General features: G+C 66.2%; 15 protein-coding genes and 1 tRNA gene. 11 read left to right on the top strand and 5 right to left on the bottom strand.

Annotated features, from left to right (window positions below; genetic code table 11):
* Positions 1 to 32: 32 nt before the first annotated feature.
* Positions 33 to 1,868, bottom strand: coding sequence for a formylglycine-generating enzyme family protein (locus tag ASD69_RS02640; protein ID WP_082576225.1), 1,836 nt, complete (start codon positions 1,866 to 1,868; stop codon positions 33 to 35).
* 157 nt (positions 1,869 to 2,025) lie between these two features.
* On the opposite strand from ASD69_RS02640, the gene rnd reads away from it, so the two are divergent.
* From rnd to ASD69_RS02595, 9 genes are all read left to right on the top strand, one after another.
* Positions 2,026 to 3,111 (top strand): ribonuclease D, encoded by a 1,086-nt coding sequence (rnd, locus tag ASD69_RS02635; RefSeq protein ID WP_056173647.1) that lies wholly within the window; start codon positions 2,026 to 2,028, stop codon positions 3,109 to 3,111.
* Between the two features lie 37 nt (positions 3,112 to 3,148).
* Positions 3,149 to 3,224: transfer RNA gene (locus ASD69_RS02630), tRNA-Ala, on the top strand.
* A gap of 184 nt (positions 3,225 to 3,408) precedes the next feature.
* Entirely contained in the window at positions 3,409 to 5,574 is a 2,166-nt protein-coding gene (locus ASD69_RS21660) for a hypothetical protein (RefSeq protein WP_157498924.1), read from the top strand.
* Between the two features lie 1,890 nt (positions 5,575 to 7,464).
* The gene (locus tag ASD69_RS02620) at positions 7,465 to 7,899 is read left to right on the top strand and encodes a helix-turn-helix transcriptional regulator (protein ID WP_056176431.1); all 435 of its coding nucleotides are present in this window, start codon (positions 7,465 to 7,467) and stop codon (positions 7,897 to 7,899) included.
* Positions 7,900 to 7,941: 42 nt separating this feature from the next.
* On the top strand, positions 7,942 to 8,352 hold the full coding sequence (locus tag ASD69_RS02615; protein ID WP_056173641.1) for a VOC family protein: 411 nt from the start codon (positions 7,942 to 7,944) through the stop codon (positions 8,350 to 8,352).
* An 89-nt stretch (positions 8,353 to 8,441) separates the two neighbouring features.
* The gene (locus ASD69_RS02610) at positions 8,442 to 8,660 is read left to right on the top strand and encodes a hypothetical protein (protein ID WP_056173638.1); all 219 of its coding nucleotides are present in this window, start codon (positions 8,442 to 8,444) and stop codon (positions 8,658 to 8,660) included.
* Positions 8,661 to 8,834: 174 nt separating this feature from the next.
* Positions 8,835 to 9,284, top strand: a complete 450-nt coding sequence (locus ASD69_RS02605) for a DUF1801 domain-containing protein (protein ID WP_056173635.1) — start codon at positions 8,835 to 8,837, stop codon at positions 9,282 to 9,284.
* A 289-nt stretch (positions 9,285 to 9,573) separates the two neighbouring features.
* Positions 9,574 to 11,226, top strand: coding sequence for a multicopper oxidase domain-containing protein (locus ASD69_RS02600; protein ID WP_056173632.1), 1,653 nt, complete (start codon positions 9,574 to 9,576; stop codon positions 11,224 to 11,226).
* A gap of 52 nt (positions 11,227 to 11,278) precedes the next feature.
* The gene (locus tag ASD69_RS02595; protein ID WP_056173629.1) at positions 11,279 to 12,007 is read left to right on the top strand and encodes an FKBP-type peptidyl-prolyl cis-trans isomerase; all 729 of its coding nucleotides are present in this window, start codon (positions 11,279 to 11,281) and stop codon (positions 12,005 to 12,007) included.
* A 21-nt stretch (positions 12,008 to 12,028) separates the two neighbouring features.
* Here the strand turns inward: ASD69_RS02595 and ASD69_RS02590 are convergent, their stop codons facing one another.
* Both ASD69_RS02590 and ASD69_RS02585 read right to left on the bottom strand, forming a co-directional pair.
* Positions 12,029 to 13,180: a metallophosphoesterase gene (locus tag ASD69_RS02590; protein ID WP_056173626.1), complete on the bottom strand. Its 1,152-nt coding sequence runs from the start codon at positions 13,178 to 13,180 to the stop codon at positions 12,029 to 12,031.
* A gap of 90 nt (positions 13,181 to 13,270) precedes the next feature.
* A complete protein-coding gene (locus ASD69_RS02585) occupies positions 13,271 to 16,324 on the bottom strand; it encodes a TonB-dependent receptor (RefSeq protein ID WP_056173623.1) in 3,054 nt (1,017 codons plus the stop codon).
* A 215-nt stretch (positions 16,325 to 16,539) separates the two neighbouring features.
* On the opposite strand from ASD69_RS02585, the gene ASD69_RS02580 reads away from it, so the two are divergent.
* Positions 16,540 to 17,091, top strand: a complete 552-nt coding sequence (locus ASD69_RS02580) for an RNA polymerase sigma factor (protein ID WP_082576222.1) — start codon at positions 16,540 to 16,542, stop codon at positions 17,089 to 17,091.
* The gene (locus ASD69_RS02575) at positions 17,088 to 18,107 is read left to right on the top strand and encodes a FecR domain-containing protein (RefSeq protein WP_056173618.1); all 1,020 of its coding nucleotides are present in this window, start codon (positions 17,088 to 17,090) and stop codon (positions 18,105 to 18,107) included. The genes ASD69_RS02580 and ASD69_RS02575 overlap by 4 nt, the downstream gene beginning before the upstream one ends.
* 152 nt (positions 18,108 to 18,259) lie before the next feature.
* Here ASD69_RS02575 and ASD69_RS02570 read toward each other — a convergent pair whose 3' ends face one another.
* Both ASD69_RS02570 and ASD69_RS02565 read right to left on the bottom strand, forming a co-directional pair.
* Positions 18,260 to 21,052 (bottom strand): TonB-dependent receptor, encoded by a 2,793-nt coding sequence (locus ASD69_RS02570; RefSeq protein ID WP_056173614.1) that lies wholly within the window; start codon positions 21,050 to 21,052, stop codon positions 18,260 to 18,262.
* A gap of 70 nt (positions 21,053 to 21,122) precedes the next feature.
* Positions 21,123 to 22,070, bottom strand: coding sequence for an AraC family transcriptional regulator (locus tag ASD69_RS02565; protein ID WP_056173611.1), 948 nt, complete (start codon positions 22,068 to 22,070; stop codon positions 21,123 to 21,125).
* Positions 22,071 to 22,408 lie beyond the last annotated feature (338 nt).

Here is a 22,408-nt window from a genome sequence, read left to right as displayed (position 1 = left end):
ACGGGCGCACGGCCCGTCTGCCGCCCATCCTGTCAGATATCGCGCACCACGCGGAAGCCGATGCGCGCGCTGGTGGTGTCGGCGTCGCTACCCTGGCGCCAGGCCGAGCGCGTCTGCGCCGGCGAACTGGCCCAGGAGCCCCCGCGCAGCACCCGCGTGCGGCAGCCCGGGTTGACCCAGGCCTCGCCGTTACGCGGCGCGCGCCGATAGCTGTCGTGCCAGCAGTCGCCCACCCATTCGCTGACGTTGCCGGCGATGTCGTGCAGCCCGAAGGCGTTGGCGCGGTAGCGCCCCACCGGCGCCGGGCCCCAGGCGTTGTCGCCGTAGCCGGCGAAAGCGTTGTTCCAGCGCCGCCCGGTCGGCGACGCGTCCAGGGCGCCGGTCAGGTTGCCGACCCGGGTCAGCGGCGCGCCCTCGCCCCAGGGATAGGCCTGGGCGCTGCCGGCGCGCAGCATGTATTCGAACTCGGCCTCGCTGGGCAGCCGGTAGTGATGCCCCGTCTGCTTGGACAGCCAGGCCGCGTAGGCCATCGCGTCCTTGGCGCTCACGTGCACCACCGGCAGATCGTCGCCGGCCTTGGCGCCGGCGTAGTCCGACTGCCAGTCGACGTTGCCGCGCCGGACCAGGTTGCCGCTGCGCTCGTCGTAGGCGGTGGAATAGCCGCGCCGGCTGGCGCGTGCGCGGTGCTTGGTCGCGTTCATGAAACGGCGGAACTCGCCGACCGTGATTTCGGTGCGCGACACCGCCAGGCCACGGTCGAAGCGGATGTTGCGGGTCGGGCGCTCGGCGTCGCTGGAGCCGGCCTCCTCGGCCTCGGCGCCCATGCGGAACGCGCCGTGCGGGATCACCACCATGGTCGGCCCGCGCCCGCCGCTCTGCATGGCCTCGGTGAAGGCCTGGCCGGGGCGGAACAGGCCGTAGTGGGTGGCTAGTTCGATGCGCTCGCGCAGCTCGACCGCGGCCGGGTCGCCGGACGGCGCGATCCGCAGCAGGTTCGCCAGCAGCACCCGCGCCTCCTCGATCCCGCGCGGGCGCGGCAACGCGGCCAGCCCCAGATCGCGCAAGCGGCCCACGCGCGCGGCGCGCTGCGTGGCGATGCGGCCCTGGGCGTCGGCGGCGGTGCTCATCTTCGGCCGCACCTGCGCGGCCAGCGCCAGCCAGCGCTCGGCGCCGGCGTAGTCGTCGCGGTCGGCCGCGACCTCGGCGCGCCGGATCAGCGCGCTCTCGGCCGCGGCGATGCCCTGGCTGGCGCGCACGTCGCCGGGGCGCAGCTCCAGCGCCTCGCGAAAATAACCCAGCGCCCCGCCCTTGCCGTCCTCGCCGATGCGCCCGGCGTTGAGCTCGCCCTCGCCCAGGCGATTGGCCTCCTGGGCCTGATCGGCGCGGTCGACGCGCTGCAGATAGGCGCCGACCTTCTTGTTCTCCGGCGCGACCGCGCGCGCCACCGCCGCGGCCTCGTGCGCGCCGCGCAGCTGCAGCGGATCGTCGTCGATCCCGTCCAGGGCCTGATCGCCCTGCACGATCAGCATCGCCAGCGCGCGCTCGAAGCCGGCGGCGACCTTAACGTCGTTGGGCGCGTACTGCAGCAGCGCGTAATACAGCGGAATCGCCGAGTCGGCGTCCGCGTACAGCTGGCCGGCCGCCAGCGCGGCGTCGGCGCGGCTCTTGAGCGCCTTGGCGTTGGCCTCGTCCACCGCGATCGCGGGCGGCTGCCAGGCCGGCACCGGCGACACCGCCTGGTCGGCGCTGATGGTCACGATCGGCGTGCGTCCGGCGGCCGGGTTCGGCGTGGCAGGCGTCGACGGCTCGCGCGTACACGCCGCAAGCAGCACCGCCACCGCCAAACCTGCCCATGCCTGTGCGCGCAAACGTCCTCCGCAGCCTAATCCATCGATCCTACGGGACCGCCCCGGGCCGGCGCCGACGGCGCGGGCCCGGACCGGGCGAAAGTAGGCTATTGTCGCCCGCCGCGGCAACTTCGTCGCGCCGGCACCGCCGCACCGTCCCGCACACGTTCAGATCATCATGCCCATTTGGATCTCCCAGCCTGCCGCGCTGCAGGAATATTTCGCCTCCCGGCCCGCGCGCATCGGCCTGGACACCGAGTTCATCCGCGAGCGCACCTACTGGCCGCAGCTGGCGCTGGTGCAGATCGCGGTCGGCGACGAGATCCTGCTGGTCGACCCGCTCAAGCCCGGCATCGCCGAGGCGCTGGCGCCGATCCTGGCCGACACCGCCATCCTCAAGATCATGCACAGCGCCAGCGAAGACCTGGTCGCGTTCATGCATGCCTGCAAGGTCGTGCCCAAGCCGCTGTTCGACACCCAGCAGGCCGCCGCGCTGGCCGGCATCGGCGGCGGCCTGGGCTATCAAAAACTGGTCGAACAACTCACCGGCGTGACCCTGGCCAAGGGCGAGACGCGCTCGGACTGGCTGCGCCGCCCGCTGTCGCCGGCGCAGCTGGAATACGCCGCCGACGACGTCCGCCATCTGTTCGCCATGCACGACGCGCTGGACGGCCAGCTCGGCCAGCTCGGCCGCCGCGAATGGCTGGCCGAGGACGCCCAGCGCACCGTCCACAACGCCGAACACGAAGGCCTGGAACGCTGGCCGCACCTGAGCATGCGCAGCGCCCAGTTCCTCGACCGCAACGCCCAACGCCGCCTGCTGCGCCTGCTTCGCTGGCGCGACGCCTACGCGCGCGACCACGACCGCCCGCGCAGTTGGATCCTCGACAACGAACTCGCCGTCGCGATCGCGCGTTCCAACCCGGCCGACCGCGATCTGCTGCAAGCGCAGCTCGACGCCCACCCCAAAGCCCCGCGCAAGCTGGGCGACGTGGTCTGGACTGCCCTGAGCACCCCGCTGCCCGACGAAGAACACGCCCCCGACGCCTCGCTAGGCGAAACCCGCGACAAACAGCGTCTGCGCAAGCTGCAGGACGTGGTCGCCGCGCGCAGCGCCGAACTCGGCCTGCCCGACGGCGTACTCGCCTCGCGGCGCTGGCTGGAATCCCTGCTCGACCACGGCGACTGGCCCGACGCCCTCTCCGGCTGGCGCCGCGCCGCCCTCGAACCCGGCCTGGCCCCGCTGCTGGCCGCCCAGGACTAGCGCCCCCGCCGCCGGGCCGTTACACTTTTAAGCACGTGGGGCGGTAGCTCAGCTGGGAGAGCGTCGCGTTCGCAATGCGAAGGTCGAGGGTTCGATCCCCTTCCGCTCCACCAATTAGTCCAACCAGAACAGCGTGTTACGCCTTGCGGTGTGACGCGCTGTTTTGTTTTGGAGCGCACTGCGGCTCTTATAGCAGCAAGCAGCCATACGATGGGCCGCGCGGCTGCGGGCCTTCTGAACTCATGGCAGGGGTCGAAACATGGTGGCCAGTGCTGAGCTCAGGAACTCAAAATACTCATGGAAGACATCGAGCCACTCCCCCAACAGATCGCCGCTCTCTACGACCAGCTACCTGCCCTCCATTACCTGGTACTTACGCCAGCGTCAGACCTAGGCTTCACGCCATTCCAAGGTTTCAGCGCCGATGTAGTGAAGCCATTACTTGCTCCGTTAGTCGAACTCATGGCGGTGCTACCGGCAAGCGTCCTGGAGATCTTTGCCCCGCCAAACGTGTTACCAGCCTTAAGGCGACCCCTGCCTCAAAAAAACACGACGATCGCTGGAATGCCGACTTATCGTGTATTGAGTGAGCACAAGCCCACGCGCGATCGCATCGCTGTGGTCATCGGCTTCCCGTCCGAAATCACATCCGCAATGGCATTGCCGCACGATGCCAATACCATCTTTTTGACAACTAAGGGACCTCCTGGGGCCGTATCGCTGAGTGGTTACAAAGGTCATCTAGCGCAGGCAATCGATGTTGTCATTCGAGACGCGGCTGCCGCCCTTCTACCCAACGAAATGCAGGACGCCTTTCTAGCTACTCCGCTTAGGGCACCATTCCCAGAAGGCTCTCTGCCTTCGCGAGGCTCCGGCGTAACCATGCCTAACGAGCTCCTCTCGGTATCGCTTGGTCACGCATACAACGGCTCGGATAACATCCTTTCAGGCGAGGCAAGCCCGTATGTAGACGCAATTATTGATTCCGCCAACTGCGCACGCAGAATCATTGGCGAAACCTCAACGAACATCGTCCTATACGCCCCGTCTATCGTTCGCCGCCTCTATGCATTTGGTAGTTCATTCTGGAATAACCTACTACGGAATATCCCGCGAGAGCTCCGCGAAATCGTCAAGGACGGACTCTTCAGGAATCCGAACTACTCGGGATTCTCGCTCAAACTGAAGAACAGGGAACCCAGAAACCCGTACGAGGACCCCATTGCTGGACCGATCTTGTCCTTACGACAATCGGAACTCAGACTGATGACAGCCGGCATATCCGCATTAGCGACCAGCGGAACCCAGCCCGCAATACGGCTTCCGAACTCTGTCAACTTTCACGCATCTACCCTACGCGAGATCGAGCGACACTCGGAGCGTGTCAACGAACGCAACCGCAAGATCTTACAGCTCAACTATAAAAGGCTTTCTCATGAAATGCTGTCGGCTATCGACACGCGCATCATCGAAGAGCTCTCACAGAGAACAGAAGCTATTACGCTAGTCGCGGACGCCCCGATCGAATGGCTAAGGATCGACGGCATCCCGTTGATGATTCGACACGAACTATCGCGTATCGGCATGACACCCGGAAACTTGATGCTGGCGCTATGTGCCGAATCAGGCATGCACAGCCTTCCTGCAAGCGCGCTCGACGACGTTATCGTAGTGCGCTCATTCGCGCACGATGACCCTATCCGAAACTCATTGGAAGATGCGATCCAGATTTTCAATTTGGCAAGGGTGAAGGTCCGCTTTGTCGACGTTACAAGTCAGACCGAACTGATTTCCTGTTTGAACAGCTACCAGGGAGCGATCGCAATCTTTGACTGTCACGGCGGACACGGCGGCGACGAAAGCCATGGCTGGCTAAAGATCGGAAACGAAAGAGTCGACACATGGCAGCTCGCGCACATCACACGAATACCTCCAATCGTGGTCCTCAGCGCTTGCTCGACCTTCGCACTAGCCGGGTCTCATGCTTCTGTCGCGAACGGACTGATACGTTCAGGCGCGATAACGGTAGTCGGAACCTTTCTTCCGGTAAATGCACTGCGTTCCGCCGCATTCGTAGCACGCCTACTGTATCGAATTGACGTGTTTCTTCCAGCATTGAAGGCCCTGGACAAAAACTATCTTACCTGGCGATCCCTGGTCAGTACGTTCCTGCGGATGTCCTACGCAACCGATTTGTTGCAATTCTTCATCGACGACAAGAACTGGCTGGAGCAGGCAATGTTCATGCGGATTGGGCCCATGGCGAACCAGGACATAAATCTACTCCGAAGCGACTGGCATGAACGACTCGTACGTAGGATTGCTTGGGCCTCGCGAAAAAGCAGAGATGAGGTCCTATCGGCGATTGAAAACGATTCGCCGCTTCTAGAGACCATGTACTACTGCCAAATCGGAAGACCAGAAACTCTTGGGATTTGGTTAGGCGACGTGCCAATAAACTAGAGGCACCCATGCACAACTTTTTGAGCACTGCGACGCCCCCTCCCATACTAGTTGACCCAGCTACTCAGAAGCTCCAGGAGCTTGCTGAATACATCGACTGGCAGTCGCTTGCCGCGCGTGGCGCACTACAGACTGCTCAGGGAACTTACGCCAGATGCCTGCCGTCAAACCCCACTTTGGCAGGCGCTGATGCGGCCACCTATCTGCAGTCATTTATACCCCTTGTTGAAGCTGATCTACTAGCGCAACACGACGGGTACGGCCCTGTTCGCTGGCTTTGGTATCTGCGCCGAGCGCCTGACCTTCTTTTCGAAGGGACTTATGGAACCACACTGGGCTACGACCGCGCACTGGCTGAGGCCATCTCATCATTCTTCACTGTCTCCGACATAAGTGATTCTATCAATCGCGTGAGCTTCCGCGTCGATGAGGCCGCATTTCGTCACTTAGCCAGATATGTTGGGCGCATAAAGCTCCTTTCCCAGCTACACATGCTCTATAGAAGGGCTGGCAAAGGAGCTACGCTTGATGTCAGCCAACCAATATTCACTGCCGACTCAAGTGATTCAGTCGCGCACGCGATAGAAATTTACGATCAAAGGCACGATCGCTCCGAAGAGCTCACTTTTCCAGGCTTAGGTCTAGCCCTCCCGGCACCTGACGTGCGAACACTAGCCAGCAGCGGAACCCCAGGCGATCCAGTCGCACTCCTCTCGATGCCATGCTCGCCAAGCACAACAGCCCCGGTAACCTTTCCCAACGGCAACGGCGAGCTCACAGTCGTGACTGCCCGAGTTCGCCACGTAATTAGGGCGCAGAAGCTGAGTGCGATTCTGCGCCCATTTGCCGACTCGGAAGCTCCTGATTACCTAGAAAACATTGCAGCACTCGTAGAACTTCTGATGCTGGTACCCGCGATTTGCTCGAAAGCACCTTGGGCATTGAGCTCGATTGTCCAGTACGGCTACGCATTCGTGGACGAAGGCAGCCTCCGCGCCATTATAGATCGCGAGCTCCCACCCATCGCTTCTCAGCTCAGCTCCTTGACTCATAGTCATATGTGGCCTCAAAGATTCGATGAATTGTTTGAAGCTTTACAAGCAGTGACAGCTACCTCATGGCCGTTATCCAGCGGAAGCGTTCTGCGTAGATTCAATGGACGCGTACTCATCGACACCACCTGTGCTTCTCAGGCACTGCTAAGCCGTACCGAACTAGGCCGATCGCCGCTGCACGGGAACCCGAGAGCCCTTCTCTTTGAGAGGCAATGCCAAACCGCCATAGACTCCACGCACTGGGCTCCAGCGCCTAGCATTAGTAATCTTCGTGGACGAACGTTACGGCGAAACGGGCTAGCCCTGACTGATATCGATGCAATTGGAGCCAATGGAGGATCCCTGCTAATCGTCTCATGCAAGAGCATCATCTATGATCGCGCATACGACAGGGGCGACTTCCGCGTGGTTCGAAACATCCAAACTACAGTTGATGATGCTGTCGCGACTTGGGAATCTATCCTTGCAGACTTGAGAAGCAGCCCTACAGGGGACAATTTTGACTTCTCGGAGTTCAATCAAATCATAGGAGTGGTGTGCACCCCATTTGTTGCCTACTCGGACAATGCCCAAAGCCTTTCGTTCGCGCAGCCCAAACTGCGTACCTGCGTGTCACTACAAGAGCTAGTGACTTGGCTGAACGGCTGAACTCTTTTCAACCATCTACTTTGCGAGTGAAATTACGAGCTCTCCAGCCGCAAGAAGTCCTTGGATTTCTAGGATCATCGGCAAGCGCTCACAGATGTTCGGCTACAGGCGCCAGCTCAGCCCCGGGGCCAAGCCTTGCCCTCGGTGCATTTACAAGACTCCGACCAGTACCAGCGCGAGCCCACAGGTGACCGACAACCCAGCCACCCCAACCCACCTCCGCGACCTAGCCCGTCTACGCCGCGTCCGCGATCGTATCGATCGCGAATACGCGCAGCCGCTGGACGTGGAGGCGCTCGCGCGTGGGGTGCATATGTCGGGTGGGCATCTGAGTCGGGAGTTTCGCGCTGCGTACGGTGAGTCGCCGTATAGCTATCTGATGACGCGGCGGATCGAGCGGGCGATGGCGTTGCTGCGGGTCGGCGAGATGAGCGTGACCGAGGTCTGTTTCGCGGTCGGGTGTTCGTCGCTGGGGACCTTCAGCACCCGCTTCACCGAGCTGGTGGGGGTGTCGCCCAGCGTGTATCGGCGCGAGGCGGCGGCCGCCACCGAGGGGATGCCGGCGTGCGTGGCCAAGCAAGTGACCAGACCGATCAGGAATCGAGAAGCGCCGGGCGACTAGGCGCGGCTAGCATGACGGCTCCTACCCAAACGCAGGACTGCCATGAACCTCAGCATTCACTCCAGCTTTCTCGCCCACACCGATCCGGAGGCCTCGCTGGCCTTCTACCGCGACGCGCTGGGCTTCGAGGTCCGTAACGACGTGGGCTACAACGGCATGCGCTGGATCACGGTCGGCCCGGTCGGGCAGCCCGAGGTGTCGATCGTGCTGTTCCCGCCCAGCGCCACGCCGGGGGTCACCCCGGAGGAGCAACGCGTCATCGCCGAGATGATGGCCAAGGGCACTTACGCCATGATCATCCTGGCCAGCCCGGACCTGGACGCGACCTTCGACCGCGTGCAGGCCACCGGCGCCGAGGTGATCCACGAGCCGACGGTGCAGCCTTACGGTGTGCGCGACTGCGCGTTCCGCGACCCCGCCGGCAATCACGTCCGCATCAACGAAGTGCGCTGAAGCATTCGCTTTCGATGTTCGCAACCGCCTAGGGGTAACGGCTGGCCGCTCGCCGCGTCCCGGGGCGCCCATCGTCAAAGGAGCTCTGCATGAATCAGTGGATACGGCAATTCCACCGTTGGATGTCGATGATTTTCACCCTGTCCGTGATCGCGACCTTTATCGCGCTGGCGCAGAAGCAGCCGTTGGTCTGGGTGTCCTACGTGCCGCTGGCGCCGTTGGCTCTACTGACGATCACCGGCCTGTACCTGTTCGCGCTGCCATACCTGAGCCAGTGGCGCAGGCGCTCCGGTGCCGGCTCCGCGTGAACCCGGCGGGCGCGCCCTAGGCCGCGTCCGATGCTCTCCGGGCCAGCGCCACTCGCCCAGCGGGTGGCGCTGGCCTGACCTCCCCCAACGCCGCTACCCTGCCCCGGCCCGATCCGGCAGCGCCCGCTGACGCCGCCTGCCTCCACGGCCACCGATCGCATTAGGAGATTCCTCATGACCGCGAAGAAGAAAGCCGCCGCCAGCAAGACCCCGTCCAAGGCCTTCTCGGCCGAAGAACGCGCCGCGATGAAGGAACGCGCCAAGGAACTGAAGGCGCAGGCGAGCAAGGCCGAGAGCGAAAAGGACCTGATCGCGAAGATCGGGGAGATGCCGCCCGCCGATCGCGCCATCGCCAAGAAGCTGCACGGCATCGTCACCGAGGTCGCGCCCCACCTGTTCCCCAAGACCTGGTACGGCATGCCCGCCTACGCCAACGAGGACGGCAAGATCCTGTGCTTCCTACAGGCCGCGTCCAAGTTCGGCAGCCGCTACGCGACCTTCGGTTTCAACGATGTGGCTCAGCTCGACGACGGCGAGATGTGGCCGACCGCGTTCGCGCTGAAGTCGCTGGACGCCGCCGAGGAAAAGAAGATCCGCGCACTGCTGAAGAAAGCCCTGGGCTGAGCCCATCGTCGAACCCTCGAAGCGCGCCGACACCGCGCCCGCGACGGGGGGCCGAACCCGGCAGACGCAGCATCGAGCGATGTCCTCAGCTCACCGCGGCCGTTTCGCCAGTCCGCTCGCCAGTGGAACGCTGGCGCGCGGACGCCCTGCCAGCCATAGCCGTTATGCGTTTTCGCGACAGCCGCCGCGCGCGCGAATGTGGGATACACCGCGGTTTTACGGCAATGATTCCATGACAGAATCCGGCGGCTTGGGGAGCCGCGAGCGCGCGGCGTGAGGGCAAGGCTGCATGACTGACATCACGCGTCGCCGCCTGTTCGTCGGATTGGCCGCCGCGGCCGCGGTGGTGGCCGCCACGCCCTGGCTGTTCAAGCGCCGGCGCGAGCACGACCACGCCACGAACCCGGCGGCGGACGCGCACACGGCGCCCGGCCTGCCCAACGCGCAACCGTTCCAGACGCCGCTGCGCCTGCCCGGCCGCGACGGCCTGTTCGCGGAAGTCGCGCTGTCCGCGCCGCTGGCCTTGAGCGCGCGCGCGGCGGCGTTCCCGATCTTCGCCGGCAAGCCGACGCCGGTCTGGCACTACACCGGCAGCGTCGAGGGGCGCGCCGTCGCCAATCCCCTGCTGCGCGCCGCCACGGGCGACAGCGTCGAAGTCGTGCTCGCCAACGAGCTGACCGAAGCCACCACTATCCATTGGCACGGCCTGAGCATCGACGAGGCCAACGACGGCAGCGGCCTGCATCCGGTGGCGGCCGGCGCGCGCCAGACCTACCGCTATCGCATCGACAACCGCGCCGGCCTGTACTGGTACCACGCGCATCCGCACGAGCGCACCGGCCTGCAACTGCAGCGCGGGCTGGCCGGGTTGTTGCGGGTCGAGGACGAGGAAGATCGCGCGCTGGGCGAGCGCCTGGGCCTGCGCTGGGGCGAGCGCGACCTGCCCTTGTTCATCGCCGACAAGCAGGTCGACGCCGACAACGCCATCGTCTATCGCATCGGCGCCGACGACTGGATCGGCAATCGCGTGCTGGTGAACTGGACGCCCGAGCCCTTCCTGGAGGTGCTGCCGGCGCTGTACCGCCTGCGCCTGGTCAACGGCTGCAACGCGCGCATGCTGCGGATCGCGTTCGACCACCAGGGCCAGCCGCTGCCGTTCCGGCTGATCGGCACCGACGGCGGCTTGCTGGCGCAGGCCTGGAGCATGGACGACGTGTTCCTGGCGCCGGCGCAGCGCATCGACGTCCTGGTCGACTTCGGCGCGTTGCCGCCCGGCGCGCGCGTGCTGCTGCGCAGCCTGGAATACGTGGCGATGGAGAACGAGGACGAGTCCGGCGCGTTCGCGCCCGATCCCATGGGCGATCACCCGGGCGCGGCGCCGATGGGCGATGCGCTGGACCTGATGCAGTTCTGCGTGGCCGCGTGCAGCGACAGCCAGCGCCGTCAGGCCAGGCTGGCGTCGGCCAATGTGCCGGCTGCGCTGAGCGCGCTGCCCGCGCCGCCGGACACCGCGGCTTGGCCGGTGCGGCCGATCCGTCTGCGCATGGACAGCGACGGCACCTGGTTCATCAACGACTGGAACTACCACCAGGTCGGCCACGCGCCGGTCTTCAGCGTCAAGCGCGGCAGTCGCGAGGTCTGGGAAATCCGCAACAACATGACCAGCATGCCGCACCCGATCCATCTGCACGGGTTTCAGTTCCGCGTGGTCTCGCGCAGCATCAGCCCGCCCGACGTGCGCAGCCGCAAGGTCACGCCGCAAGGCCTGGGGCCACAGGATCTGGGATGGAACGACACCGTCGTGGTCTGGCCGGGCGAGATCGTGCGCATCGCGATCGATTTCTCGCAGCCGTTCTCCGGCACCCAGCGCTACATGCTCCATTGCCACAATCTGGAACACGAGGACATGGGCATGATGGTGAGCTTCGCCGTCGAGGACTGACGCGAGGCCGCGCTTGCCCATGGGATGTCCAACTCACGAGAGAACCCCCGTCATGAACCGTGTCGCGCACCTCTGTCTGCTCACCTTGCTGCCCATGGCGCTGAGCGCCTGTCAGTCCAACAGCGGCGATGCGCCCGCATCGCGGGACGCGGCGCCTCTGCGCCTGGACGACGCCCGCGCCAAGACCAGCTACATGGTCGGCCTGGACCTGGCCAAGCAGATCGCGACGGTGCGCAATGAGGTCGATATCGACATCGTGGTCGCCGCCTTGCGCGCCGCCCACGCCGGCCAGAAGCCGCGGTTGGACGAGGCCCAGGTCGCGCAGATCCGCAAGGACTTCGTGCGCCAGCTGCAGGACCAGCGTAAGACCGAGCAGGCGGCGCTGGCCAAGAAAAACCTCGAACGCGGCCGCGAATTCCTGGCCGAGAACGGCGCCAAGCCCGGCATCGTCAAGACCGCATCGGGCCTGCAGTATCAGGTCGTGCGCGATGCGAAGGGCGCCAAGCCGGCCGCCGACGCGACGGTGCGGGTGAACTACATCGGCGCGGTGCTGGACGGCAAGGAGTTCGAGAACACCTACGCGATCGACCACCCGTCCGAGTTTCCGCTCAGCCAGATCATGCCCGGCCTGCGCGAAGGGCTGATGCTGATGCCGACCGGCAGCAAGTACCGGTTCTGGGTGCCGGCCGCACAGGGCTATGGCGAGGCCGGCGTGCCCGGCCAGGTCGAGCCGAATGCGACCCTGGTGTTCGACGTCGAACTGCTGGAGATCGCCGGCTGAGGCGCGCTCCGTCGCAAGCGCTCAATCCTCGGCGCTTGCGGCCTGGGTCAAGGGCAGACGCGTGCCGTCCAGGGTGCCGCGGCTCAAACGCCCGTCCTCCACGATCAGCAGTTCGCCGGACTCGCCGTTCTTGATGCTGCTGTCGACCGAGATCACCGCGCCGCCGAAATACAGGCCGACCGTCTTCATCGAGGTGTGGCCGACGACGATGCGCTTGACGCCGCTGCGGTGCAGGATCGCGTCCACGCGCGCCTGATCCAGCTGCGGGTCCGTGAAGTAGCCGCGGTACCAGATCGGGCTGGTCTTGCCGTTGTAGAGCCCGCTCAGCACCGGGTCCTGCGACCACACCGCCTTGGGCGTGCCCAGCGAGGCGCGGTAGCGCGCGTTGGCGTCGCCGCGCTCCAGCCCCAGCGCCAGGTATTCCTCGGCGATGCCGCCGTGCACGAACAGCAGGTCGTCGATCTGCGCCATCACCGGCTTGCTGCGCAGCCAGCGCCCCAGCACGGTGTCGGGGCCGTAGAGTTCGGGATAGGGCTTGCCCAGCAGCGCCGCGTTGGTCTTGTAACCGTCGTTGACGTAGCGCAGGTCGTTGGCCAGCACCATGATCTCGTGGTTGCCCAGCAGCAGATGCACGCCGCCGCCGGCCTTGCGCGCCTGGCGCTCCAGCTCGTAGATCAGCCATAGCGCCTGGTTCACTTGCGGGCCGCGGTCGAACACGTCGCCGACGATGACCAGATGGCCCTTGCCGTAGCGCCATTCGTGGCGCTGATCGATGACGCCGTTGGCGCGCAGCAGTTGCACCATGATCTCGTACTGGCCGTGCACGTCGGACAGGGCCGCGATCCGCGACACGCGCTTCACCGGCGCGCCCGAGTCGGGCGTGGCCGGCGCCGAGACCTCGATCGCACGCGGATAGCCGCATTCGGGTTTGACCTCGACCGGCCAGCGCGGGGCCGGGATCTTGCGCTCGATGAGCTTGCCGCCGCAGACCCAGCGCGCCGACACCTGGCCCGGCTCGTAGCTCAGATAAGGGCCGTCGTCCAAGGCCGGCGCGGGCGCCGCGACCTTGGTGTCGGCGGGTCGCGGCTGGCCGTCGCCGGCTTGCGCCTGCGCGGCACCCGCGTAGGCCAGGCACGCGGCCAAGGCCAGCGTTCGGTGCAGCCCGTTGCTCATGCTTCGTCTTCCCGATTCGTCCGTCCGCCGCGCGAGGCGGCCCGAAGAGGATGGAGCCCGGCGCGCCGGGCCCCATCGTCGGCTACGACCTTACTTGAACTGGTACTCGAACTGCAGCGCCAGCTCGCGCCCGATCGGGCTGTAGGCGTCGTAGAAGTACGGGAAGCTGTTGTTGGTCTCGTCGTCGGGGTGCAGGTTGTTGAACAGGTTGTTGACGTAGAACTTGAGCGCGGCCTGTTCGGTGATCTGCTTGCCTATGTTGGCGTTCCAGATGAAGTGCACGCCGGTGCGGCCGACGCCGCCGAACTTGGGCAGGCTGCCGTAGCGGGTCATGAACAGGCTGGACGACCAGTCGCCGCGACGCCAGCTGGCGCCCGCGCGCACGCGGCTGCGGAAATCCAGGTTGTCCGGATCGTCGCGCCAGTCGCGGTCGACGCCGTCGGTGGCGAACACCTGCTGCTCGGACTTGAGCGTGTGCGACCAGTTCAGATCGAAACGGTAGTCGCCGTAGCGCTCGGTCTTGAGCCGCCAGTTGATGCCGGCATCGATGCCGGCGACGCGGCGGTAGGACTGGTTGATCGGCGCCGAGCGGATCTCCACCACCCGGTCGATGGCTTCGTTGCCTTCCGGGCGGCGCGTGACCAGCGCGGTGACCGCCTGGCAGTAGCCCGAGCCCGGTGCGAACTGGAACGGCTGGCCATTGAGCATCTTGCCGGTGCGGCAGCCCGCCTCGCCGGCCAGAATGCTGCCTACGCTGAGGCGTTCGATCGCGCCGTTGAGCTCGATGTTCCAGTAGTCGGCGGTGATCGACACGCCGTCGGCCACGTCCCAGACCACGCCCGCGCTCCAGGACTTGCCGGTCTCTTCCTCGAGATTCGGATCGCCCTGGCTGAGGCTGAACATGTTGTAGCTGTAGCCCGAGCAACCCGGGGTGGCGCCGGCGGCGATGCAACGCCACACATCGGTGTTGCTGCCGAAGCTGCCGCTGCCCTCGCTGAACACCCAATGCAGGTCGGGCGCCTTGAAGCTGGTGGCGTAGGCGCCGCGTATCAGCAGGGACTCGGTCGGGCGCCATTCCAGGCCGACGTTCCAGGTGCGCGCGTCGTCGACGGCAGTGATGTCGTCGTACTTGTCGAAGCGCCCGGCCAGGCTGGCCTTGATGGTCTGGGTGATCGGCACGCTGAACTCGATGCCGGCCGCGTAGCGGTCGCGTTCGCCGCCGCCGTTGGTGCCGGTGAGGTTGTACAGCTGGACCACGCCCGGCTGCACGCGCGGGTCGCTGGACAGGTCGTAGCCCTGCGAGCTGGCTTCGACCACGCCGGCCACGCCGACCGGACCGGCCGGCAGATCGAACAGTTCGCCGGTGACCACGAAGCTGGCGGTATTGACCCAGGACTCGGCTTCATAGCGCGCCAGCGTCGAGATCGAGGCGTATTCCTCCGGCGTCATTGGCCGGTACCAACGGTCCAGATTCAGGCGATGGATCGGCACGCCGTTGGGACGGGTGCCCAGTTGCGGGCCGAAGAAGTAGTCGTTGACCAGGTTGCCGACCATGCGCCTGCGCGTGCGCTCGAAGTAGTAGTCGGCGCGGCTGAGGGTGAGGTCCCAGTCCCAGCGCTGCGCGAAACTGCCGCGCAGACCCACCGCCACGTCCAGCGAGCGTTCGTAATAGTGCTGATTCATTTGCTCCACGCCGCCCAGATCGACCGGCGTGAGCAGGCGATTGGGCGCGATCACGCTATTGAACTGCGGGTCGTAGAAATCGCCGCGACGGCCGACACCGTCGGTGTGCGGGCCGGTGATGCTTTCGAAGCCGCCCAGGGATTCGACCTTGGAGCGCCAGGCCTGCACCGAGGCCCAACCTTGCAGGCCGTCGCTGAAGTCCCAGGTGCCGAACACGTAGCCGGCCAGTTCGTCCTTGCCCTTGCTCAGATGCTGGTAGCGCGCGTCGTTCCAGGTGCCGCAGCCGTCGCCCAGGGTCTGGACGTTGTTGGAGCTGATGCGCTTGTAGGTATGGCGCACGAACTCGCCGCCCCAGCGCTCGCAGGTGCCGGCCGGCGGCGCGATCAGCGGGCTGGAACTGCTGGTGCTGCCGCGGCGGATGCGCAGGCCGGCGTCGGGCTGCACGCCCAGGCGCGGGTCGACCACCGGATTCTTGCGCAGGTCCCAATCGTCGCGCTGGAAGCCGTACAGCAGTTCCTGGTTGTAGTACTGGAACGCATAGGTCACGCCCCAGTTCTCGCCGGTGCGTCCGCCGGTCCATTGCAGGTCGAAGCGGTCGCGCCCGCCCATCGAGCTGGTGCCGGTGCGCAGTTTGATCTCGTCGCCCTGGTAATCGCGCTTGAGCACCACGTTGACCACGCCCGACACCGCGTCGGCGCCGTAGATGGCCGAGGCGCCGCCGGCCAGGATTTCGATGCGGTCCACCGCGCCGGAAGGAATGTTGCCGAAGTTCTGGAAGTTGCTGCGGCCTTCGTACGGAAAGGGATAGTCGGCGGCGCGGCGGCCGTCGATCAGCAGCAGCGAACGGCCGGGGCCGAGGCCGCGCAGGTTGAGCGGATGGGCGTTGGCGGAGAAGCCGCCGGACAGTTCGGTCTCGACCGCGCCGTTGGCCATGACCAGCGTGTCCAGGGCCTCGAACACGGTGGCGTGGCCTTCGCGTTCGAGCTGCTCGGCGCTGATCACGGTGATCGGCGACGGGCCTTCGATCTCGGCGCGCTTGATGCGTGAGCCGGTGACCTGGACGGTGGCCAGGTCGGTCGGGTCGGGTTCGGCGGCGGCCGCCTTGGCTTTGGGCGGCGGCGCGGTCGGCGTCTGGCGCGGACGCGGCGTGGCCGGCGCGGCGACGATGGTGATCACGCCGCTGCGGGTGACCCGGTAGCTCAAGCCGCTGCCTGCGAGCAGGCGCTCCAGCGCCTGCGTGAGCGTGTAACGGCCGGACAAGGCCGGCGCGGCGCGATTGCGCACCAGCTCCGGCGGCACCAGCATCTGCGCGTCCCCCGACGCGGCCAGCTGGTTCAACGCGGCGCCCAGCGGCTGCGCCGGCAGTGCGTAGTCGTGCGCGGCGCCTTGCGTCTGCGCCTGCGCGGCATGCGCACCGATGCAGGCCGACAAGCCGAGCGCGACGCTCAGCGCGACCGTCAACGGATGCCGCGTGCGCCACGGCTTCGCTCCCCTCGAAACTGTTCCCATTGAAACCTTCCCCCGGCTGACGATGGAGCCGTCCCTGACTTGAGTATTTGCGCTCCCTTGACCGATGCAGACGCAGCGCCGCACCGATCCCTCAGTCGACCGCATCGCACTTGCCGTCGCGCCCGCCATCACTTAGCGTGCGACCACCTGGCGGAGGCTGCAAGGCGATGAACGAGGGCGGGATAGACGCAGCGGAGCTGAGCGGTCCTGCATCGGGCCGCGCCGACCTGCCGCGCATGATCGAGCAGCACCGGCCCGCGCTGGTGCGCTATTTCCTGCGCCATCTGCCCAACGCCGACGACGCCGAGGACCTGGCGCAGGAAGCGCTGGTGCGGCTGATGCGCATGCCCTCCACCGCCGATGTGCTCAATGTCGAAGCCTACCTGCTGCGCATCGCCTCCAATCTGGTGCGCGACCGTTTCAGGCGCGACGTCAGCCATTGCACCCAGCAGCACGTATCGCTGGACGAGCTGACCGGCGACTGGCCGAGTGAGGTGCCTTACGGCGAGCGCGTCTACGAAGGCAACAAGCGCCTGCAGTTGTTCCTGACGGCGCTGGACGAACTTTCGCCGCGCTGCCGGCAGGTCTTCCTGCTGCAGCGCTACGAAGGTCTGACCTACAGCGCGATCGCCAGGCGACTGGAGATCAGCGTGAGCGCCGTGGAAAAACAGATGATGCGCGCCCTGCTGCATTTCGATACGCGATTGGGAGATCCGTGAGCACCACCCGTCTTAACGTCGTCGAAGGCGGCGATCCGATCCGGCGCCAGGCCGCGGCCTGGTTCGCGCGGCTGCGCGCCGACGACGTCAGCGAAAGCGAGCGTCGCGACTGCCGGCAGTGGCTGGACGCCGACCCGCGTCATCGCGCCGCCTACGAACGCATCGAGCGCATGTGGTCGACCTTGGGCGAGCACGCGCCGCATCCGGAGGTCGCGCTGCGCATTCGCGCCGAAACCCCGGCGCCGGCCGTGCCCGCGTCGGCACGCAAGCGCCGCGCGCGCGCAGCCTGGTGGACTGGCGCGGCCGCCGCGCTGGTCGCGCTGGCGGTGATCGGCTGGCGCTTACAACCGGCGCCGCCCGTGCCGGAACAGCACTACGTCACCGCGGTCGGCGAAAGCCGTACGATCGCGCTGGACGACGGCTCGCGCGTGAGCCTGGACACCGACACCCGCCTGCAGGTGCGGTTCTCCGGCGAACAACGGCGGATATCGCTGGTGCGCGGCCGCGCCTTCTTCCGCGTCGCCAAGGAAACGCGCCCGTTCCTGGTCCAGACCGAGGACGGCAGCGTCAAGGCGGTCGGCACCGAATTCGAGGTCTACCGCCGCGAGGGCGAGATCGAAGTGGCGCTGATCGAAGGCCGCGTGCTGCTGTTGGCCGCCGCGGCCGACGGCGCGGCGCCGGTGCAGTTGGCGACGCTGGACCCTGGACAGAAGGCCAGCTTCGGCCAGCGCAAGCCGCTGCGCATGATCCAGCCCGATCGCCACGCCGCCCTGCCCGCCTGGTTGTCGGGCAAGTTGGCCTTCGAGGACCAGGCCCTGCCGGCGGCGGTCACCGAATTCAATCGCTACAGCCATCGCCGCATCGTGCTGCAGGGCGAGGCGGTGGCGCGGATCCGGGTCAGCGGCGTGTTCCGCAGCGACGATCCGCATGCCTTCGTCGAGGCCTTGCAGGAACTGTACCCGGTGGCCGTGTCGGCCTCACCCAGCGGCGACCTGCTGCTCAGCGACCGGCGTTAAAGCGTCCGCGCTTTCGTTTCGCAACGCCGCACGCGGCGTCGCGACCTCCCTCAACGCAAAACCCCGGCACCGTCGGTACCGGGGTCGTGTCGCATCGATCCGCCGCGGCCGTAACGGCCGCGGCGATCCTGGCGGGCGTGCGCCCGCCTCGCTCAGAAGCGCTGGCGGTACTGCATGTAGTAGAACCGGCCCGGCACGTCGTACTGCTGGTCGAACTGGTTGTACGGCGCGGTCAGGGCCAGCGGCGGGTCCTTCGCGAACACGTTGTTGGCGCCGATCGAGACGGTCGCGTTCCAGGGCGTGTTGTAGCGGAACTGGAGGTCGTGGTACGTGACCGCGCCCAGGTGGTTCTCCAGCGTCTGCGGGCTGGAGCAGTAGGCCTTGAACGCCGCCGGGCAGGTCTCGTCGATGCCCGACTTGTAGCGCATGCCCCAGGTCGCGCCGAAGTCGCCCTTGCTCCAATCCAGGTACAGGTTGGACTTGATGCGCCAGTACGGATCCTGCGGCAGGTACAGGCCTTGGCGTTGCTCGGGCTTGGAGTCCTTGGTGGTCTTGGCTTCCCAGTTGGCGGTGTAGCTGGTGTCCCAGGTGACCGAGAACTTGCCGTAGGCGGTTTCCGGCAGACGGTAGTTGACGGTGACGTCGTAGCCCTCGACCTCGTACTCGGCCAGGTTCAACAGCGGCAGGTCCATGTCGGTGATGGTGCCGGGGTTGCCCGGATAGGCGTTGTCGCGCTTGAACAGGGCGCAGTACACCGCGCGCTCGCCGGGCGTGCCGGAGTAGCACTTGTCGAGCACGAACTGCGCGGTCGGCCGCGTGATCGCGTTCTCGATGGTGATCCGGTACCAGTCCACCGCGATGTCGAAGCCCTGCAGCCAGCTCGGGCTGTAGACGAAGCCCAGGGTCTTGCTGATCGAGGTCTCCGGCTGCAGGTCCGGGTTGGACTTGTTGGTGAACGGCTCCACGGTCTGTCGCGACGAGCCGCTGCCGGACTGGGTGTAACCGTTAGGCACGCCGTCGGCGGCGCAGCGCGCGGCCACGGCCGGATCGCTGCGCTTGCCCGAGTGGCTGGAACAGGGATCGGCGTAGCTGACGAAGGTGTCGGCGTCGCCGGCGTAGAGGTTGGTGATGCTGGGCGCGCGGAAGCCTTCCGACCAGTTGCCGCGGATCAGCAGATCGTCGAACGGCTTCCAGCGGAAACCGAACTTGCTGTTCAGGGTGTCGCCGAAGTTGCTGTAGTCCGAATAGCGCGTGGCGATCGAGAAATCCAGCAGCTTGGCGAACGGCAGGTCGGCCAGCACCGGCACCGCGAACTCGGCGTAGAGATCGTCCAGCGAGTAGTCGCCGCGGGTCGGCTTGCTGCCGTTGCCGGTGCTCAGGCCGGCGGCGATGAAGGCGTCCGGATCGAACTGGCCGCTCTCGGTGCGGTGCTCGTAGCCCGCGGCGAAGCCCAGCGGACCGGCCGGCAGGTCGAACAGCTCGCCGCTGATGTTGGCGGTGTAGCTCTTGGACTCGACCTTGCGCGAGTCGTGGGCGGTGAAGGACACGTAGTCCAGCGCTTCCTTGCTGATCGAACCCAGGCCACCGAGCGGATTGATCGGCACGCAGCCGGCGATCACCGCCGTGGGCGTACCGCAGCGGGCGACGCCGCCACCGTCGACGAAGGACGGGCCGTAGGCGTTGCGCAGCGCGGCCAGGTTGAACAGACCGTAGGTCAGGGTGTTCTCGTCGCTGCGGTCGTAGCGGTAGCCCACGTCCCAGTCGAAGGTGCGCTCGCCGAAGTTGAAGTAGCCTTCCAGGCCGCCGTAGAAGTGGAAGTTCTTGACGTCCTGGTTGAACGAGCGGCCACCCGATTCCTGGAAGCGGCGGCTCACGCTGATCAGGTCGCGCGCGCCGGCGGTGCCCTTGGTCGGGTTGTAGATGCTGTCCTTGTTCAGGGTCAGGCCGGTGACCGGCATGGCCGCGAGCAACTGCTCGGACAGGCGCTGGTTGTACAGGGTCTCGACGCGGAAAGTCAGGTTATCGGCGATGTCGAAGGTGCCCTGCGCGAACAGCGACTTGCGCTCCTGCGGGGTCAGCAGGTAGTTGTCCGGGGCGGTGTTGTAGCCGTGCGTGTTGGAGCTGAACGGCACGAAGCTGTTGTTGTTGCCCAGCACGTAGCGCTTGTTGTCGCGCGGGTCGACGAACGAGCCCGGAAAGCCGGTATTGCTCTGGCCGCCGAAGAACGGCGCGCCACCGGACGAGATCTTGCGATCGCCGGCCATGACCTGCTCTTCCTTGACGTAGGAACCGCCGATCAACAGCGAGGAGCGATCGTTGCTCACGCCCAGCGAGAAGTCGTAGGCCTGGCGCATGCCGTCGCCCTGGCCGAACTGGCCAATGTAGGCGCCGGCCTCGGCGCCCTCGAAATTGCTGCGGGTGATGATGTTGACCACGCCGGCGATGGCGTCGGAGCCGTAGATGGTCGAGGCACCGTCCTTCAACACTTCCACGCGCTCGATGATCGAAGCCGGGATGGTATTGAGGTCGACGGTGCCGTCGAGCTGGGTGGTCCAGCGGCGGCCGTTGACCAGCACCAGGGTGCGGCCGCTGCCGAGGTTGCGCAGGCTGATGCCGGCCGAGCCGTCGCCGCCGTTGTTGAACGTGGTGTTGAGCGCGGCGCCGTTGGTCGAGATGCGTTGCAGCACGTCGGCGACCGAGGTCACGCCCTGCTTGTCGATCTCGGCGCGGGTCAGGGTGAAGATCGGCTGCGAGGTCTCGATGTCGGCGCGCTTGATGCGAGAGCCGGTGACCTGGATGCGATCGATTTCGGTCGGCGCCTTCTCGTCGAGCGCGGCGGCCGCGTCCTGAGCCTGCGCGACCGGCGCGACGACCGCCAGCGCGATGGCGATTTCCAGCGGCAGCCGCGCGCGGCGCGCGGCGGAGGTGGTGGCGTACTGCTTCATCTAGACAAGTCCCCTCGTAGTGGTGGTTGCGTTTCGCGTCTTGTTACAGGCGCGTTAAACGCAGGCCAAACTACGGCGCGGCGAGTCTTAGCTGGGTGCGCAATACGGGCGCGGGGCTTGCGGATTTCTGGCCGCTGGCTTGCAGGCTGCGATATTCGCTGGCGGTGCAGCCCATACGCGCCCGGAACGTACGCGCGAAGCTGCACGGCGAATCGAAGCCGCAGGCGTGGCTGACCTCGCCTATCGACAAACGGCTTTCGCGCAGCAATTCGCAGGCCTGTTGCACGCGCTGGTTCACGCAGGCGGACTGCACGGTGACGCCGTACACGGCGTGGAAGGTCTTGGAGATCCACCAGGTCGAAAAGCTGGTGAGCTGCGCGAGCTCGTCCATCAGCACCACCCGATGCGCGTTTCCGCGCAGGTACAAACGCGCGCGCTGCAGACGTCCCAGCACCTGGCGTTGACGCGCGCGACGGCGGCCCGGGCAGCGCTCCAGCAATTCGTCGAGCTCGTGCTGGGTTTCGTGCACATAGGCCAGCAGCATGCGGAACGCGGCCAGGCGCTCGTTGGTCAGCCCCTGGCCGGAGGCGGCGGTCGCGCTGCGTCGCCACAGGCGGACCAGCGCGCGTCGCTGGGCGGCGTCGACGCGGCCCTCGCCGGGAATCAGGTCGATGCGCGTGTGGCGTTCGATCTCGCGCATCAGCGCGGGCTTGCAGCTGAAGCCGATGACCAGGCCGCGACGCTCTGTGTCGATGCGCGGCGCGCTGTCGCGATCGAACGCGATCCATTGATTGCGACTCAGGGCGAAACGCCCCTCGCGGCTCTCGATCTGCGAGCGCCCGCGCAGCTGCAACCAGTACGAAGGCGAGGTTCCGGACACGCGCACGCTGCCGAAATCGCGCACCAGATAGAGTTGGAAGCCGTCGTTTGACGGCGCCCGGTCGCTGTCGATCAGCTGACCGGATTCGACGCTTTCCCAGCCTTCCTGGCTGCCGTAGTGGTGGTATTCGCTTTGCATCGTCGCTGCCCCTGTCGGCCTGGCCGCATCGCGCGGCATCGGGCGCAGGACGCCGGCGCGCGCGCCGACGGCGCGGGCGAGCTGCGCCTGCGGTGAGGTGGAAGGGCGATCCGGCCCGTGGTTCGTTTACGCGTGCGTAGCGCGATCGGCTGCGTGGCGCGTACCGTCGCGCTGTGGTGTCGCGACGCCGTCGAGTGTTGCGATGCGCGCTTGCGCACGGTTCGAATTGATTCGAACGATCGAGATCGCGTTCATGTCGCGTATGGATTGCGCACAGGTTCATGCGCGATTGCGAACGCGCTGAAGACACGATCCGCAACATCGCGTATCGCGGCCGA

The organism is Lysobacter sp. Root604, from assembly GCF_001427505.1.
Lineage (GTDB): Bacteria > Pseudomonadota > Gammaproteobacteria > Xanthomonadales > Xanthomonadaceae > Lysobacter.
This window is presented reverse-complemented; position numbering and strand designations above follow the sequence as displayed.